Here is a 17,560-nt window from a genome sequence, read left to right as displayed (position 1 = left end):
TTGAGATGTTTAAGTGAGTAACCGGGCAAACATTTTCTGCGAACAGCCTGTTAATTTCTTTCGCTTTACCCAAGTTATCCTTAGATCATTTAGTATTCGGCAAGAAAACTTACTAAGAGATTGCCTGCTACTGGCTCGCCCCTTACAGATTCCTGCTAAATTGGTGCCCAATCCATTTTTTACTTGCAGTATGTCCATGGATGGAATAATTCTTCGCCTGGCTGGTCTATTGGCCGTAATTTGTATCCTGCCGGGTAACAGTCCTGCCCAGATCATTCTTCGAAAAGATACTTTGCAGGCCGGGATGGAAGCAGGCGGAATGGTAGCCTCCACATCATCTATGCCGTTCTGGTTACGAACCAATCAGTTTGGCATAGTACCCCTATCGGCTCCGGTAGTGACTCTGAGAGCCTATCTGGTTAAGAGTTATGCCCGGCCGGATAACATGACCGCCCCCAAAAAATGGGACTGGGGTTTTGGGATAAATCCGGTGGTCAACGCCGGTAAAACAAGCCAGGTGCTGCTGCCCGAAGCTTACCTGAAAGGCCGGTTCCGGGCGCTTGAACTGTATATAGGTCGTCGCCGTGAACTGATCGGTCTGGGGGATTCTACTCTGTCCTCGGGGTTTATTATCTGGTCCGGCAATGCCCTGCCCGTTCCCAAGGTACAATTAGCCACCACCGGCTATGTACCGCTTACCTTTCTGTGGAGTTTTCTGGCTATCAACGCCGGTTATGCCCACGCCTGGTATAATGTCGATTACATTAAAGGAGCGTATCTGCATCAGAAATACCTCTTTGGACGTTTTGGCAAGCCCAATTGGGTAGTTAAGGCGCATATCGGCGTCAACCATCAGGTGCAGTGGGGCGGTCAGGCCGACTTTCTCCGTAACTTTCCGGATCGGGCCGATGCCGACGGCCGGCTACCGTCTTCGCTCAAGGCTTACGCAGCGGCCGTTACGGGGCTTATACCGAGTGATTGGCAAACTACCGATATTACTGCCTTTGATCTGTATTCGGTCGGGAATAATCTGGGCAGCTACGATGCCGGTCTGGAAGTAGATACCCGGCAGATGACCTTTCTGCTGTACCACCAGCATATTTTTGAAGATAAATCAGGCCTTATGCTGGTCAATATTCCCGATGGCTTGACCGGTCTGAGCTGGCACCGGAAAAACCTAATGCCGGCCACAGGCCGCTTCCGGGTAAACCGGGTGGTGCTGGAATTTATCAGTACCCTCGACCAGAGCGGAGCCACGTTTTATGTACCGAACTCAATTTACCAGGGCCAGGACAATTATTTTAACCACGCCCAGTACCAGCAGGGGTGGTCGTATAAAGGCCGGACCATCGGCACGCCGTTCATTGCGCCCCGTACCGACTTCAGGCCGGAAACACAGCCGCTGGGCCAGAACTTCTTTCCCAATACCCGCGTTGCGGTCTGGTATGCCGGTGCAGAAGGTCAGTTCCTGAACGGCATCAACTGGCGGCTACGGACATCTTTTAGCCGCAATTACGGCTCCTTTGTGGGAGAATACCCATCCGTACTCAACCAGTTTTCGGCCCTACTATCGGCCCAGGTTCCGCTTCCGCACCTACCGGGTACGGTGCTGACGGCCTCACTCGCCCTGGACCAGGGGCAGATGTATGTCAATACCATCGGTGGCTTTCTGAGTGTGAAAAAAAACTGGTAGCCGCTCAGCCAATTGTCGCTAACTTGCGTAGCTAATCTGCTATTACCTGCTTTACATGAAGAACTTATGTGCGGTATGGTTGCTGCTGGCAACCAGCCTTATTACCCTTGCCCAACCCTTGAAACCAACTACCCGGTGGCAGACCGACTACTGGACGGCCAAATGGATCATGCATCCTACAGCCGCCGGCAAACAATATGGGGTCTATCATTTTCGCAAAACGTTCAGTCTGCCCCAGAAACCAGGCCGCTTCGTTATTCACGTATCCGCCGATAACCGCTACCGCCTGTTTATCAATGGCCGGCCCGTTGCACTTGGTCCGGCCCGCAGCGACCTCCAGAACTGGAACTACGAAACGCTTGACCTGGCGCCCTATCTGCAAGCCGGCAATAACACGCTGGCCGCTCAGGTCTGGTACCTGGGCGAGTCGGCTCCGTTTGCCCAGATGAGCTACCAGGCCGGCTTTATTGTGCAGGGCGATGGTGACGCGGAAAAGGTTGTCAATACCGACAACACCTGGAAGGTGCAGCAAAACACGGCCTACTCCCCCATCCGGAACGACAACGCTAAGCTGCATACCTACATCGTTGTCGGCGACGGTGACCGGGTCGATGCCGCTCAATATCCCTGGGGCTGGGAGCAGGCGGGGTTCAACGACAGCAGTTGGCCGGCCGCCCGCCCCCTGTGGTTCCCGGCCAAACCCCGTGGCCTGGGCACCGACGGCAACTGGCAACTGGTACCGCGCACAATACCCATGATGGCCGAAGCCCCCCAACGGCTCAGCACCGTGCGTCGGGCCGAATATGTTCGGATGACCGACGACTTTCTGAAAGGTAAAGCGCCGGTAACCGTACCGGCCCAAACCCGCGCTATCTTCCTGCTCGACCAGGGTCACCTCACCAACGCTTACCCCGAACTGACCGTCAGCCGGGGCAAAGGAGCCGTAATTACGCTGGCTTACGCGGAAGCCCTGGTCGACAACAAAGGGCAGAAGGGGAACCGTAATGAAGTAAACGGCCGGACCCTCGTTGGGTTTGAAGACCAGTTTGTGGCCGATGGTGGCAATAGACGAACCTTCCGGCCGCTTTGGTTTCGGACCTACCGCTACCTGCAACTGACCGTTGAAACCGGCCGGGAGCCGGTGGTGCTGGACGACCTCACCGGTCAGGTTACCGGCTATCCGTTCGAACAGAAAGCAGTTTTTGCCAGTAACGAGAAGAGTCTGGTCGACATCTGGAACGTCGGCTGGCGCACCGCTCAGCTTTGTGCCGGCGAAACCTATTATGACTGCCCATACTACGAGCAGTTACAATACACCGGCGATACCCGCATCCAGGCCATGCTCTCGCTGTACGTTACCGGCGACGACCGGCTGATGCGTAAAGCCATTATGGATTTCGACCACAGCCGCTTCAGCGACGGCCTGACGCAGAGCCGCTACCCGAGCGCCGACTTCCAGGTGATTCCCACCTTTTCGCTGTTCTGGGTCAACATGCTTCATGATTACTGGATGCACCGGCAAGACGACGCCTTTATCCGCCCTCTGCTGCGCGGAGTTGAGGGCGTTCTGGCCTGGCACGAGCAACGGCTGGAAAAAACCGGCCTGAATGGTCCGCTGGAATGGTGGAATTTTGTGGACTGGTCGAAATGGGAAGCGCCGGGCGAAAGTGCCGGGGGGGTACCGGCCGGTGCCCGCAAAGGCGGTTCCAGCATTCTGACCCTGCTGCAGGCGTATACCGGGCAGCGGGCGGCCGATCTGCTGGCCTATTACGGGCAGAACGAGCGGGCAGAGCACTACCGCACGCTGGCGCGGCAGCAAACCAAAGCGGTGTATAAACAGTGCTGGGATGCGGGACGCGGCCTGCTGGCCGATACACCCGAGAAAAACCGTTTCAGCCAGCACGCCAATATTCTGGCCGTACTGACCGACGCCGTACCCGTAGCCCAGCAACCGGCGCTGCTACAAAAAGTAATGACGGATACCAGCCTGACTCAGGCTACCTTCTACTTCAAATACTACCTGTTCCAGGCCATGAAGAAAGCCGGCCTGGGCGACCAACTGATTCCCCAGCTAAAGCCCTGGTACAATATGCTGGCGATGGGCCTGACCACCTTTGCTGAAAATCCGGAACCAACCCGCTCCGACTGCCATGCCTGGAGTGCCTCGCCGTTGTACGAGTTTCTTTCCACCATATGCGGCATCAACCCCGCCGAACCGGGCTTCCGCTCTGTACGCCTGGAGCCGTACCTGGGCGAGCTACAAATTGTTGAAGGCAAAATGCCGCACCCGGCCGGCGACATTGCCGTACGGTTTGAAAAAGGAGCTAACGGTGAATTGAAGGGAACTGTTACGCTACCGGCTAAGGTGACCGGTACGCTACGCTGGAAAGGGAAAACGGTAGCGCTGAAAGAAGGCAGTCAGGATTTTATGCTCTAACAACCTGTAAGATAAAACCTTGCTTAAAGCCAGCTGACGGTTATCGGGCAAATTGCTATCTTGGGGTAGACTCTTCCGGTCCTGCACCTATGGTAGCCCGCTTACTTCTGGCCATGTCGCTGCTACTGTTTTCGCCATGGGCAACCGCCCAGTCTGATACGTACACCGTTGCCCAGGCAAAGGCAGCCTGGAACGATCTTCAGCGGCAGCCGCTTACGGAACAAACCTTTCGGGAATCCTGCAACCTGATTCAGGCCGTCGGTCAGACTGATCTGGAACTTGCCTATACATTTCTGGCCGAGTACCTGCCCAGGATACAGCGGACCGGCAACCGGCAATGGACCCACATTCTGCTGATTAACTGGGGTAAGGCCTACGAATCGCTCAGTCACTTCGACAAAGCTGAACCTATTTTCCGGCAGGCACGCCGAAACGCGCAGTCGAACCCAATGCTCTACGGCCAGGCCATTGTGTATACCGCCTTATTGTATCTGGACTGGGATAAACCCGACTCGCTGGCCCGGTACCTGGCGTTGGGTGAAGACGCGGCTCGTAAGGCCAATGACTGGGAGACGTTGTCGTTTCTGCGTACTTTCCGGGCCTTATCTCAGCTACAGAAAGGCAAGCCTGAGGCTGTCCGGCGCGACTTCGACGAGGCTATCCGACTGGCTGAGGGTCTGCCGAATAAGAACGCACTGTTTATGGCCCGCTTCAACCGGACCGTCTACTCGCTGACCAACCCCCAGCAGCAGGTTGCGTCGTTCGACAGTTTGCTGACGCTGACCGACGATTCTACGCTTGCCCACAAACCTCGTTTCTACGAACGAACTACCTTCTACTTCCGTAACCCACGCCCAACGGTTCTGTATAATCTGGTTCAGCTCAATCTGCTGCTGGCCGATTATGAGAATGCCGGACGTTTTGCCGATATGGTGTATGATGCTCTCGTTCGCCCAAACCCTAATGGGCCGTCTGCACCTTATCTAAACGCCGAAATGTCATTCGTGAAAAGTCAGCAGGGGAAATTCCAACAAGCCCGTGCACTGCTGGATACCAGCCTGCGGCAGTTTGGCGGAGTTGAAACCAGCATTCCGTATCCGACTTACTTTATAGCCGCCGGCTTACTGGCCGAACAGGCAGGTCAATACAGTCAGGCCGCCGGTTACTACCGGCAGGCCTTAACGAAAGGCCAGACCACAGCCGCCTTTTCACGAATGCCTCCCGAACTGTTTTATGTGCGGGCACTGCTCCGCACCGGCCAGTTTGAGGAGGCCGGCCGCGTACTGACCCGGTTTGATAAAGACCTGGCCGCTAACCGGTACACAACGGTAGGTATGTATTATTTTCAGGCGTTGGCTAATTTGCGTAAAGCACAGAAAAATCTGTCGGGTTACAGTGCCGCCATCGACACGTACCACGCGATACGCGATTCGCTCACCAGCCTGAATCAATACCGGGCCATGCAGCAAATCATGGCTCAGGTTCAGCTCCGTGATAAAGAGCAGCAGATTGCCCGACTTAATGCCGAAAACGAAATAAGAACCGCCCAGATCCGGCGCGAACGCCTGCTGTACATAGTCATTATTTCGCTGGCCTTCCTAGCCATTGGTCTGCTGGCCTGGTCGATCCGAACGCAACAGGTCCGCGCCCGGCAACGCGAAGCCCTGCAGCAGAGCCGGCTTGACCAACTCGAACAGCAGCGGCAAATCGACCTGATGCAGCGCGTTATGGAAGCCGAAGAAAATGAGCGCCGGAGTATTGCCGATCAGCTACATAACGATGTAAATCCGTTACTGGCGGTCGCTTCGCTCAATGTATCGTCGGCCCTGGAGTCCGTTTTGCCGGAAACGCCGGTTATCCGCAAATTACAAAAGGCGCAAACCGTGCTGAATACCATCAGTGGAACCGTACGGGGTATCAGTCACCGCCTTACCCCACACCTTATTGAGCAATACGGCTTTCGCCGGGCCGTGGAGGAACTGGCCGATAGCGTAAATTTATCGGGCAAGGTATTCGTGCACACCCTTGTCGTTGGCTTTGACGAGCCCCTGGTCACCACCTTCCTGAGTGACCTCTACCGCATTATTCAGGAACTGGTTCATAATATTATCCGCCACGCCCAGGCTACCGAAGCCAGCGTCGAGATTGTTGAACACGACCAATACGTGACCATTCTGGTCGAAGACAATGGAATTGGCATTGATCCCGCTGCCGCCACGGATGGACAGGGTTTACAGACCATACGAGCCAAAGTGGCCCTGCGGCACGGACAAATGGACATTCTGCGCAAACCTGAGGGCGGTACACTCATTGTGATTGACCAGCTTCGGCTACCCGACCGGACCATCCTTACGCCGGGCCAGCCGATTAGTTAGGGCTAACTATTGGTTACCAGTAAGCCAATGCTGAGATTACGACCGTTTATCACAACCCTATGCGCCTACTCCTCGCCGACGACCATCCGCTGCTCCTCGACGGTCTCCGTAGCGTTCTGGAGGAGCTGCCTGACGTAGAACTGCTGCCGCCCGTCAGCAATGGGCATCAATTGCTCGATTACCTGCACCGCCAGCCGGTCGATCTGCTGCTGCTGGACCTGAACATGCCTAAAATAGATGGCCTTACCGCGCTAAAAACCATTGTGCGTCAGTACCCATTACTGAAAATTATCGTGTTTACCAGCTATACGCAACCGCAATACATCCGGAAAGTGCAGATGCTGGGAGCCAACGGATATCTCTTGAAAACGACTGATGCCGTTACCCTGAAAAAGGCGGTAAGCGCGGTGGCGACCGGGCAGAACTGGTTTCCCGAAACCCCGACCGTCAGTACTGGAACAGTTGACGACCCATTCAACCAGAAGTATCAGCTCACCCGTCGCGAGATAGAAATTATTCGCCTAATCGCCCGTGGTTTAACGTCCCGCCAGATTAGCGAACGCTTGTTTGTCAGTGAGTTTACGATAAATGCCCACCGGCGCAACATTGCCCGCAAAACAGGAGCCGATACACCGGTAGCGCTGCTCACCTTCGCTCAGGAGCAGGGACTGCTCTCATAAAGCCATGTCAGGGCCATGTGCCCGATCTTATACCAAACCGAAACGATTGCAGAATAGCGGCATAATACTGATCGTAATCAGCTTGCTGGCTGCTGGGACACGCCAGCTCGATGGATAACAGATAATTGGGCTGAGAAACCACAATAAACCGGTCAACCTCGATTTCTCGGACATTACCGTTCTGGCCAATGGCTTTATACATCCGCGCCGGTATATTGTCCAGGGCTATTGCCGCCGAATCCGGTGTAAAGGCAAAACCGTCGTTATTGGCTAATGTTCTACGCTTGAATGCCGTTCCCCAGCGATTTACCATATTCTGGGTCCATACCTGGCCAGATCTCGGCTGATAAAAAATGACCCGGATGCCTCCCGACAGATAACCCGTCTGCGGATTATACGCACCTTCCGGCGCTATTACACTCGACTGAACATAGCTGGTATCAGGATCGGTGGCATAGCGCCAATACTGATATTGATAGGTTTTCCAGTGGCGCGGATACAACATCGAGAACAGATTGGACGGATGATTATAGAGGGTAAAATATCGCTTAAACTGTTCCTCGTCCCGTGCTTTCTGCTTCGCCAGCACCTCGGCCAGCGTAAACCGGGCGGAGTGGCCGTGTCTGATCATGGCATCATTGATGTGCGCTACCGAGAGCGAAAAGTTAAGATTCTGACCCAACCGATTGTGAAAAGTATTGATACCCACCACTTCTCCGTACAGATTCAGTAAAGGGCCTCCGCTATTTCCGGGTGAGATCGGTGCGGTCGTTTGCAGATAAGTCACGCTATCGAGCCGGTTTACCGCCGTAAATACCCGCGCTCCGGAATAGTCCCCCGACGACACCGAATGACTAAACCCGATTGGATCACCAATCGTCACCACCCGCTCACCCGGAACCAGTTTAGCGGGGTCGCCCATAGGCAGAACCGGCAGCGTCTCGTCGGGATCAATCTTGAGCAGGGCAAAATCCGGGTATCCTTCTTCATCAAAATTGTAATCCACCACGCCCAGCACCGGAAATGTTTTACCGTTAGCCAGCTTCACCACCACCGCATCCGCATTACGAATGACATGGTAGTTGGTTGCAATTAAACCCTGTGCATCAATGATAAAGCCGGTGCCGGACGAAAACGGTTTCAGGTTCTGCAAACTGGAAATCGACACTACCGCCGGGTCGGCCTTCCGGATAACCTCTTCGACGCTCATTTTCTGGGGCGAACACGCACCCATCAGCAGCCATAGACAAATCGAGAACGTTTCAAGCCTGTGCTTCATCCCGTGAATGCTTTATTTGAAAGCCAAAAATCAGCTTCACGTTGCCCAGTCTCAATAGTTAGCGTTAACTATTCCCAAATAGCTCTGCCCTTGCCGGCCCAACCCAAAAAAATCGTTAGGCCTAACTATACCCCGGCGACTTATGCCACCTGAACTTTGGTAAGCTAACGCTAAGCCTACATGTTTATGAAGCAGCGTATATGTTTTGGGTTACACCCTCTATCTCTGCCCCGGTTGGCGGTAATCGCTTTCTGCTTATGGACTGGCCATACGCATGCCCAACTTGGTAACCGAACCGTTGTAAAGTTCAACCTCTCGGGGATTATCATCAAAAGCTACACAGCTCAGTACGAACGGGTACTCGCGCCAAACAGCACAATCACCGTTTCAGCCAGCTATTCGCCCAACGCTCCACTGCCCTTCAAGCAAGCCCTGCTGGACCAATACGGCGATAATCAGGACGCCCGGCGAGCCATTGAAACTACGCTGTTTACCAAACGGATAGCCACGCTGGAATACCGCTTTTACCCGGCCGGGCACGCACCACATGGCTGGTACATTGCCCCTTTTGTTCGGTACGCCAACATGGACGTCAGTAACGACTATACCTACCGTTCGCAGGACGGCCGATTACACCAGGCGCACCTGGAGGCCGGCTTCAACGCCGGTGGTGCGGGCGTTCTGCTGGGTTACCAGTTTCTGCTGGGCAAACGGCTTGGCCTTGATCTGTGGCTGCTCGGGCCTTTTTACGGCACCAACGTAAAAGCTGTTTTCAACGGAACCGACCCCTACTGGCAAACCCTCACGAACAGCGACATCACCAGGATGAAGAGCGATATCGACAATACGAAACTGCCCCTGTATTCGGTCCAGTCATCGTTTAAACTGCCACTCATCACGGCCAATCTGGATGGCCCCTATTATGGCGTCCGGGCCTTTGGGCTGGCGCTGGCATATAGTTTTTAACAGGCAAAACAGGCCACAAGGCGGCTCATGTCTTTGTGTCCCGGAAACGCGCTGACCATAAAACAATCATTTAAACCATTAAACGCACAGCTTATGCAACCGCAACAAAGTATCGGTGTTACATGCAGAATATGCATTTACTTAATTTGCTTACTTTTTGCCTTAACCTCCTGTAAAGCATTAAAAAGAGTGTTTCAAGAAGCTGATAATAATCCAGGTTTTAAAGATGATGACCTCATTAGTGGTACTGTCAGAGACGTGTCGGCTCATCTTTCTTTTGATCTTGCGAACCAGCAACAAAGCTCAACAGGTGGTTACTCCGCGTCAACGGAATTAGCTTTACGTGAAAACATAGGAATTGTATTACTGGTTTGGCTTTTACGCCCAAATCGTATGGATGATGCAAGGCCCGTTTTTGCGACAAACAGGGTTGGTTCCTCACTCATGAATGATTACAGCTCCACCTCATTACGGGAGAGCGCTTATCCACCTGGCAAGGATATGGCTGGGAGTCTCTTTCTCTGGGCAAACCCGCAGTTTATCCGGAAGGGGGGCCGCTCCGGGTCAGGCAATTTCAAATCCGTCATCGGCATCAGTTATCTCGAACTGCCGCTCAACATCCGCTACGGCATGAGAACCCCCACCGGCGGCCGGTGGACTGCCGGTTTTGGCCCGTATGTTGCCTATGCAATCGGTGGCAGTACCAAAACTACCATCAACGGGCAGAGTACAAAAGCAGACCTGTTCACCAATGGAGGCTACAACCGGTTCGATGCAGGTCTTACCTTCGGTGCCGACTACTGGTTGCCGTCGGGTTTGTACGTGGGGCTGACTTATGATCTGGGGCTGACTAATTTACTGTCACGCAGTGGCGTATCAACCAAAAACCGGTCCATTTCCCTCAACGTAGGGTATTCAATCCGTAAACTAGCGGCTTTAGGCAAAAAGAAATAAGCCCCTGAATTTTGGCATCAATGGTGGATACTTGCCCGTAATCAGACCACCGGGTATTTCCACTGCCCCCGGTACTCCCGGCTGAGGAGTTTGTTCGCTTCAGGGTCGTTCTTAATAAGCTGCTTCTCACCATCCCACTCCACGCTGCGGCCCAGCTTATACGACAGCATGCCCAGCAAGGCCATATTGGTCGAGCGGTGACCGATTTCAATATCACTCACCGGCAGCTTATTCGTTTTAATGGCGTCCAGAAAATTGGCCCACAGCTCCAGAATGTTCTGGTCGTCGGGCTTGTGCAGTTGCGCATCTTCGTGCAGGATGGGCTTGTTGCGGTCTACAGGGTAGAACGTCCAGCCGTCGAGCCATCCCATGTGGAACGTCCCTTCCGTGCCGTAGAAGTAAACGCCCACGGCCTGCTGCGGGTGTGTTTTTTCGGCGTTGTTACCCGCAAACTGCCGGTGCTCCCAAACAGCCGTAAAATCTTCGAACTCGTACGTGGCTACCTGATGGTCGGGGGCATCGGTGCTGTCTTTCTTGATGGCCCGGCCACCGGTCGAGTACACCTTGCGGGGGTATTTCTCTTCCGTCCACCACAGGATCTGGTCGAGCCAGTGAATACCCCAATCGCCCAGCGTACCGTTGGCGTAATCGAGGTAGTTGCGGAAGCCACGTGGATGAATCTGCCTGTTATACGCCCGCATCGGAGCCGGACCGCACCAGAAGTCCCAATCCAGTTCTTTTGGCGGTGCCTCTTCGGGCACCGGTTGGCCGGGCCCACCGCCATAATGCACAAACGCCCGCACCATGCCGATTTTGCCGGCCTTCCCCGACTTCAGAAACTCCATGCCTGAGCGGTTGTGGGGCGAAATGCGCCGGTGCGTGCCCACCTGACACACGCGGCCGGTTTGCCGGGCCGCTCGTACCATGGCTTTGCCTTCGTTGATGGTATGGCCAATGGGTTTTTCTACATACACATGGGCTCCCTGCTGCATGGCTGCAATGGCAATAAGTGGATGCCAGTGGTCCGGCGTGGCCACAATCACAATCTCCGGCTTCTCGGCGTTCAGCATCTCGCGGTAGTCGCGGTAGAGTTTGGGCTTGTCGCTGGTCAGCTTGCCAATTTCCTCGCCGGCTTTGGTCAACTGCCGCTGGTCGACATCGCAGAGCGCTACCAGTTTTGATTCGCCGGCCTGGAGGGCGGCCCGGGTGATATTGGTCCCCCACCAGCCGGAGCCAATCAGGGCCGTGCGGTATTTGGTCGCCGGCATCCGGGTAATAAACGGCCGGGCCGCCAGGGGGTCCGTGATCAGTGCAGCGCCCGCCAGCGCCGACGTCTTCAGAAACTCAGAACGATTCATGATACAAGAAAGGCTTAGGAATTAGGTATCCGCATATAGAAAAGCTGGTTCGGCCACCCGGTTACTTATCGGTCTGTAGTTCTGTTTCCGGAACTTTGGCCTGTTGCAGCACCCGCATGATATTACCACCCCAGATTTTTTCGATATCGCTTTCAGAATAGTTCAGTTTCAGCAGTTCGAGCGTCAGGTTCTCGATCCGGGTAACATCCTCCAGACCCAGTACGCCCCCGCCACCGTCAAAATCACTGCCGATGCCGACATACTCGACACCGACCAGTTTAGCAATATAATCGATATGCCGGGCCACGTCGGCTACCGTTGGCTGCTCGCCGGCGAAGTGCGTGTTAACCGAGTCGATCTGGGCGTTGATGCGCTGCTGCATAGCTGCATCCAGCACTTTACCAACGGTAGCCATCCGGATTTTAGCAATGGCCTGCCGGTGGACCTCCGAGGGCTTCCGAAGGTATTCCGGCACAAAATTCACCTGAATGACCCCGCCATTAGCCGCAACGGCCTTAATCATATCGTCGGTCATGTTACGGGGGGCATCGCAAAGTGCCCGGGCGTTGGAGTGCGACGCGATAACCGGAGCCTTCGAAGTATGCAGCACATCGTAAAACGCATTATCCGACACGTGCGAAATATCAATCAGTACGCCCAGCCGGTTCATTTCCCTAACCACCTCCCGGCCAAATGCACTCAAGCCATTGTGCAGCGGGCCATCCGGATCGGTGGCCGAATCGCAGATCTCGTTGTTGGCAAAGTGTGCCAGCGTAATGTAGCGGCAGCCCAGTTCGTAATACGCTTTCACCAGCGACAGATCCTTCCCTATGGGGTAGCCGTTTTCCATGCCGATAAAGATGGCCCGTTTTCCGGCCTTCTTTAGCCGATAGGCGTCATCGGGTGTAGTAGCTAGTTCGGCCAGGTCCGGGTACTGCTGCAGTGAGCGGTAGATACTCCTGAAAATAGAAAAGGCCTGATCCTTGGCCTGCTGGTGGCCTTCGGGCGTGCGCGGCCCCTGCGGAGTATAGACGGCAAAGAACATGGCATCCATTCCGCCCTGCTTCATGCGGGGATAATCGATCTGAGCGTCTTCGGTATAGGTATCGTGCGTTACCCCGATGTTAAAACCGGGCTTCATCATGTTGATCGGCGCATCGGCATGCGTATCTACGGTCAGAATACGCTGGTGTAACCGTTTAGCCTTAGCGACCAGACGATCATCGTCGCCGGGGCCGAGAACCGCTACCAATAAGGTCCAAAAGAAAAAGTTAGTCATAAAAATCAGAACGAATGCGACATTGAGAATATAGCTGAAAACTATAGAATTCCGGTATGAAAGACAAACTTTACTACTAAACACCCGTTTTAGGTTGTACCTTTGCACTTCTGTTTGTAAACAATGGCGATTGTACCATACAAAGAAAAAAACACCAGTAAGCGGGAGCAGGTGGCCGAGATGTTTGACAATATCTCACCCAGATACGACCTGCTGAATCACCTGCTGAGCGGGGGTATCGATATCTACTGGCGTAAGAAAGCCATCCGGCAGCTCAAACCCTATGCTCCACAGACTATTCTGGATGTAGCCACCGGCACGGGCGATTTTGCCCTGGAAGCGCTGGCGCTGAAACCCCGCAAGATCGTGGGTGTCGATATTTCGGAGGGGATGCTGGCCATTGGGCGGGAGAAAATGCGGAAGCGGGGCGTTGACCGAATAATAGAAATGCGCTCGGGCGATTCTGAACGTTTGCCGTTTACAGACAATGAATTCGACGCTGTCATCGTTTCTTTTGGCGTACGGAACTTTGAAAACCTGCTGAAAGGCCTCCGGGACATACACCGGGTTACACGTCCCGGTGGGGTATGCCTGGTGCTGGAATTTTCGAAGCCACGCGGCTTTGTTTTTAAACGTCTCTATTCTTTTTATTCCAATACCATTCTGCCGCTGGTCGGACGCCTGATCAGTAATGATCAATCGGCCTATACGTACCTGCCCGAGTCGGTGCAGGCTTTTCCGGACGGGCCGGACTTTTTGCGTGTCTTTGAAGCGGCAGGGTTTACTAACACAAAATGGATACCGCTCACTTTCGGCGTTGCGTCGATCTACATTGGCCAAAAATCATCCTGACCAGCCTGCTCTGCTGGACACTTGGCACACAGGTACAGGCCCAGGACATACGCATCAAACGCGTTTACCTGCAGGATTACGATGATAAACCGGTTCACTACGGTTTTTACTTTGCCGCGCCGAGTACCCGTTTCAATATCAAGTACAGCAATGCCTTTATTTCGGACACTACGCTCCGGATTTACTCGCCCAGCCGCACGGGTTTCCGGGTGGGTTTTATCCTCAACGGCTATTTATCCGACCGCTTTGATATCCGGCTTACGCCGGCAGTATCGCTCTACGGCCGCGAAATTATTTATGATTTTCCGAACGGTACCAGCCGCACCCTGACCCGCGAGTCTACCTGGCTGGAGTTTCCGCTGCTGCTGAAGTACAAATCTGAACGGCGGCATAATTCCCGCATGTACCTGGTAGCGGGCGGGTCGTTTGGCGTCGAAACCAACGTGCGCCGGCGCGAGGTATTAGGAGCAACCCGGCTCAGCACCAACACCACCGACCTCCAGGTTGAATACGGCGTTGGCTTTGAGCAGTTCTTCGAGTTTTTTAAGTTCTCGCCGGAGCTGCGGTTTTCCCACGGTATTCCGAACCTGTTTCAGCAGACGCCCATTGCCAACGCCAGCATTCGCCGGCTGACATCGCATACGGTTACGATTTACCTGAATTTCGAATAAAGACCTCTGAAGGTCAATTCCTTACAAAAAAGTCTAACTTTTTTTGAGCAAAAACTTGGAAAACGGCCATCAGCCCCCCTATATTTGCAGTCCCAAACGACAACAACGGGCGGGACAAAAAAGGGTTCTTAGCTCAGCTGGTTCAGAGCATCTGCCTTACAAGCAGAGGGTCGGGGGTTCGAATCCCTCAGGACCCACCCTCATTATCAGGAGGTTACAACGAAAGTTGTAGCCTCTTTTTGTTTTGGTTTACACACTGGTTTACACAAGTCAGTAATTTACTTACATAGGTAGCATATAAAACACTTCAGATTGAACCGCTCATGATAACTAAGCAAAAGCTAGACGAAAAGGAGCCAATCATCAGAGAAGCGATAGAAGAAGTTTTTGATAGGGCTAAACGTAATCAGTTTATTAACAATGATTATATCGTATTCTTGGCTAACGGCTCATTTGAGCAACGATTAGTAGGGAACGTTCAAAAATTATCTCCTTATGTAATAGACAGCCAAGAAGACAAGTATAAGGATTTAGATAGGATCATTTTTTATGTAGACTACTTGAATTCTAATCCTGCCCTAATTCTAGACAGGCTTCCAGAAGAGTCTAAGGATCGACATGTTAAGTTTTACACAAGCATGGAAATGATGATCTACGCTCATCTTTGGGAGTCCACGCAGTACTTAAAAATTCTTCATAACCTTGCAACGCTAATCGATAGACAGAAATACAACTGGAAGTCACCTGTTAATCAGCACACAAACCGGCAACAATTTATTCGCAGCCAAAGGGAAGTGTTTAACCGATATGGGCTTAAGATTGCCGACTTGATAACTCAATCATACCATTCCCAGATTAGAAATGCTTTTGCCCATAGCGATTATAGTTATGGTATGGGAAGCTTTGAATCCGATATATTGCTTTGGAACTACGAAGAAAAACACAGTAGCCGGCACTTAAAGGGATTATCCCTTGAGGAGTGGAATGAACGATTTGCTATAAGCGTATCCTTAACTCACTATATTTTTGAGAAAATAAACTTAGAAAGAAGGAATTTAGGTGCCAACCGCTTTACAATTATGCATCCTAACTACTACCAAGGTGATAGACTTAAACCTGTTGATATAGAATATAGCCCCGAACGAGACTACTTCCGCTTTGTATAATGAAATAAGATACTACTGAAGTTTTACCTTTAAGCGATGCAAGAGCTAATAATTAAAACCTACTCAGTGGTAGTTATTCGGGAACCTGGTCCTGATCCGCTAACCGGTGAGGTAATAGGGTATGCTGATGAACAGTTAACTATTGATGCTACAAGCCGACAGGCAGCATACGAGTTAGCTCAAGTGTTTGCCACTCTGACATTCAGAGGCCAACAACGTCGCACATTTATAGATGGAAAGGAACACTTTGACGAAAGAGCTTAACCGTGGGAGACGTACATACCTCTGAGCAGCGAAGCTACAATATGTCGAGGATCCGTAGTAAAGACACAAATCCAGAGATTGTAGTACGAAAGTTTCTGTTTAGTATGGGGTTTCGTTACCGTTTACACGATAGTAAGCTGCCTGGCAAGCCTGATATTATTTTGCCAAAATACAAAACAGCCATTTTTGTTCATGGCTGTTTTTGGCATAATCATGAAGGATGTAAGCGAGCTAACCTTCCAAAATCTAATCTAGATTATTGGATACCTAAAATCGAGAGAAACAAGAAACGAGATGTTGAGAACCAAGCAAAGCTAGCTGCCTTAGGGTGGCATATTATTGTAATTTATGAATGTCAGTTGAAAGCTAAAGTATTATCTGATACTTTAAACAAAGTAGTAAATGAGCTAAATCTGCTAAAGGCTCATAGTTGACTCTTTTAATCTGAATACTTTACATTAATCATGAGAATAGCACTACGAACAAGCGGAGGAAGAGGTGAATACGAATTAGCAGGAACTCATGCCGGAATTACTACGGCTGATTTATTTGACAAACAATTGGTTGTCGAACTTACTCCTGGGGTGAAACTTTACACTAATAATTTCCTTAGAAACACTCAAGGAAAGCGTCGTATCCGTTTAATAGATGAACGTACAGACAAACATATTTACAGGTTACTGGCAGCCGCTTTGCTTCTACCTAAGCCTAAAAGGCAGCTAAGCGAAACTGGTTTTGGGCATTTACAATTAATTGATGATAAATTTTCTATTACAGATATTGAGTTTGACGTTGCTCAGGTGCTAAATAATGAAGTGGTTATACGTCCAACTTATGTAAGGTTATCTAATACTGACAGCAGCAAAATACTGGATGTTGCTCAAAGGATGAAATATATACTTAACCTGTGGGCAAAAGCAGAAGAAGATGTAAACAACGAGATACCCACAGTGCTGCTCAATGCACACCAACGTGCTTATTATACAGCAAAACCAATAGATATATTTGAAACAGCTTCTCTAATTAGAAGAATCATAGATTCGGATGAGGACCCACTTCGACAATTGTTAAGAATATATGGCTTAAACGATATTTCAACTTCTGACATGGCCATTAGCTCTAATATTATTATTGAGTTTCCTGATAATAACGATAAACCAATTATTCAGTCAACTAATGAAATAATCCGGAAATGGCGTTACATTGCGTATAGAGGTATGGGCGGAGAACGGTTCAGGCAAAACGTTAATCAAGCCTACAATTATAAATGTTTATTCACTGGTTATCATTTACCTAAACTTCCATTAACTGACTCCACAGGCGTTGATGCAGCTCATATACTACCGTGGGCTTCACATGGGATTAATGAGGTTCAAAATGGGATATGCCTTAACAAACTTTGTCACTGGGCCTTTGATGCAGGTTTATTGAAATTAGATTTTGACGTAGAGCAGAGAAATTGTCTTAGCCCCCTAAATAGCTGGACATAGATTCTACAAAGTATCACTTTTAACTTTGTAGCAATCATGAGCAAAAAACGAAAAACCTGGACCGCCGACGAGAAGCTGGCTATCCTTCAGGAAGCT

At 51.6% G+C, this 17,560-nt stretch carries 14 protein-coding genes and 1 tRNA gene; 12 read left to right on the top strand and 3 right to left on the bottom strand.

Going from position 1 to position 17,560, the window contains the following annotated elements:
• Positions 1-196 precede the first annotated feature (196 nt).
• The 4 genes from ABD931_RS24045 (at position 197) to ABD931_RS24030 (ending at position 7,185) form a co-directional block, all read left to right on the top strand.
• Positions 197-1,693, top strand: a complete 1,497-nt coding sequence (locus ABD931_RS24045) for a capsule assembly Wzi family protein (RefSeq protein ID WP_345270570.1) — start codon at positions 197-199, stop codon at positions 1,691-1,693.
• 55 nt (positions 1,694-1,748) lie between these two features.
• Positions 1,749-4,130: a family 78 glycoside hydrolase catalytic domain gene (locus ABD931_RS24040; protein ID WP_345270569.1), complete on the top strand. Its 2,382-nt coding sequence runs from the start codon at positions 1,749-1,751 to the stop codon at positions 4,128-4,130.
• A gap of 89 nt (positions 4,131-4,219) precedes the next feature.
• Positions 4,220-6,505 carry an ATP-binding protein gene (locus ABD931_RS24035; protein ID WP_345270568.1) on the top strand — a complete coding sequence of 762 codons (2,286 nt, stop codon included), beginning with the start codon at positions 4,220-4,222 and terminating at the stop codon, positions 6,503-6,505.
• 59 nt (positions 6,506-6,564) lie between these two features.
• On the top strand, positions 6,565-7,185 hold the full coding sequence (locus ABD931_RS24030) for a response regulator (protein WP_345270567.1): 621 nt from the start codon (positions 6,565-6,567) through the stop codon (positions 7,183-7,185).
• A gap of 7 nt (positions 7,186-7,192) precedes the next feature.
• On the opposite strand, the gene ABD931_RS24025 is transcribed toward ABD931_RS24030, so the two are convergent.
• Complete coding sequence (locus ABD931_RS24025) at positions 7,193-8,464, bottom strand: S1C family serine protease (RefSeq protein WP_345270566.1); 1,272 nt, start codon at positions 8,462-8,464, stop codon at positions 7,193-7,195.
• Positions 8,465-8,650: 186 nt separating this feature from the next.
• Here ABD931_RS24025 and ABD931_RS24020 point away from each other — a divergent pair, with 186 nt between their 5' ends.
• Positions 8,651-9,430, top strand: coding sequence for a DUF3575 domain-containing protein (locus ABD931_RS24020; RefSeq protein ID WP_345270565.1), 780 nt, complete (start codon positions 8,651-8,653; stop codon positions 9,428-9,430).
• Positions 9,431-9,931: 501 nt separating this feature from the next.
• Positions 9,932-10,384 carry an outer membrane beta-barrel protein gene (locus tag ABD931_RS24015; protein ID WP_345270564.1) on the top strand — a complete coding sequence of 151 codons (453 nt, stop codon included), beginning with the start codon at positions 9,932-9,934 and terminating at the stop codon, positions 10,382-10,384.
• Between the two features lie 41 nt (positions 10,385-10,425).
• On the opposite strand, the gene ABD931_RS24010 is transcribed toward ABD931_RS24015, so the two are convergent.
• A complete protein-coding gene (locus ABD931_RS24010) occupies positions 10,426-11,742 on the bottom strand; it encodes a Gfo/Idh/MocA family protein (RefSeq protein ID WP_345270563.1) in 1,317 nt (438 codons plus the stop codon).
• Between the two features lie 61 nt (positions 11,743-11,803).
• Positions 11,804-13,021: a dipeptidase gene (locus ABD931_RS24005; protein ID WP_345270562.1), complete on the bottom strand. Its 1,218-nt coding sequence runs from the start codon at positions 13,019-13,021 to the stop codon at positions 11,804-11,806.
• Between the two features lie 123 nt (positions 13,022-13,144).
• On the opposite strand from ABD931_RS24005, the gene ubiE reads away from it, so the two are divergent.
• The 6 genes from ubiE to ABD931_RS23975 all read left to right on the top strand — a co-directional run bounded on the left by ubiE (position 13,145) and on the right by ABD931_RS23975 (position 17,464).
• Positions 13,145-13,873 (top strand): bifunctional demethylmenaquinone methyltransferase/2-methoxy-6-polyprenyl-1,4-benzoquinol methylase UbiE, encoded by a 729-nt coding sequence (gene ubiE / locus ABD931_RS24000; protein WP_345270561.1) that lies wholly within the window; start codon positions 13,145-13,147, stop codon positions 13,871-13,873.
• A complete protein-coding gene (gene porT / locus ABD931_RS23995) occupies positions 13,816-14,544 on the top strand; it encodes a type IX secretion/gliding motility protein PorT/SprT (protein WP_345270560.1) in 729 nt (242 codons plus the stop codon). The genes ubiE and porT overlap by 58 nt, the downstream gene beginning before the upstream one ends.
• Positions 14,545-14,666: 122 nt before the next feature.
• Positions 14,667-14,741: transfer RNA gene (locus tag ABD931_RS23990), tRNA-Val, on the top strand.
• Positions 14,742-14,867: 126 nt separating this feature from the next.
• Entirely contained in the window at positions 14,868-15,710 is an 843-nt protein-coding gene (locus ABD931_RS23985; protein ID WP_345270559.1) for a hypothetical protein, read from the top strand.
• Between the two features lie 266 nt (positions 15,711-15,976).
• On the top strand, positions 15,977-16,408 hold the full coding sequence (locus tag ABD931_RS23980) for a very short patch repair endonuclease (RefSeq protein WP_345270558.1): 432 nt from the start codon (positions 15,977-15,979) through the stop codon (positions 16,406-16,408).
• A gap of 30 nt (positions 16,409-16,438) precedes the next feature.
• A complete protein-coding gene (locus ABD931_RS23975; protein WP_345270557.1) occupies positions 16,439-17,464 on the top strand; it encodes an HNH endonuclease in 1,026 nt (341 codons plus the stop codon).
• Positions 17,465-17,560 lie beyond the last annotated feature (96 nt).

Origin of the sequence: Nibrella viscosa (assembly GCF_039541875.1) — a bacterium.
Classification (GTDB): domain Bacteria; phylum Bacteroidota; class Bacteroidia; order Cytophagales; family Spirosomataceae; genus Nibrella; species Nibrella viscosa.
Note: the sequence above shows the minus strand (reverse complement) of the source record. Positions and strands in the feature narration are given on the sequence as shown.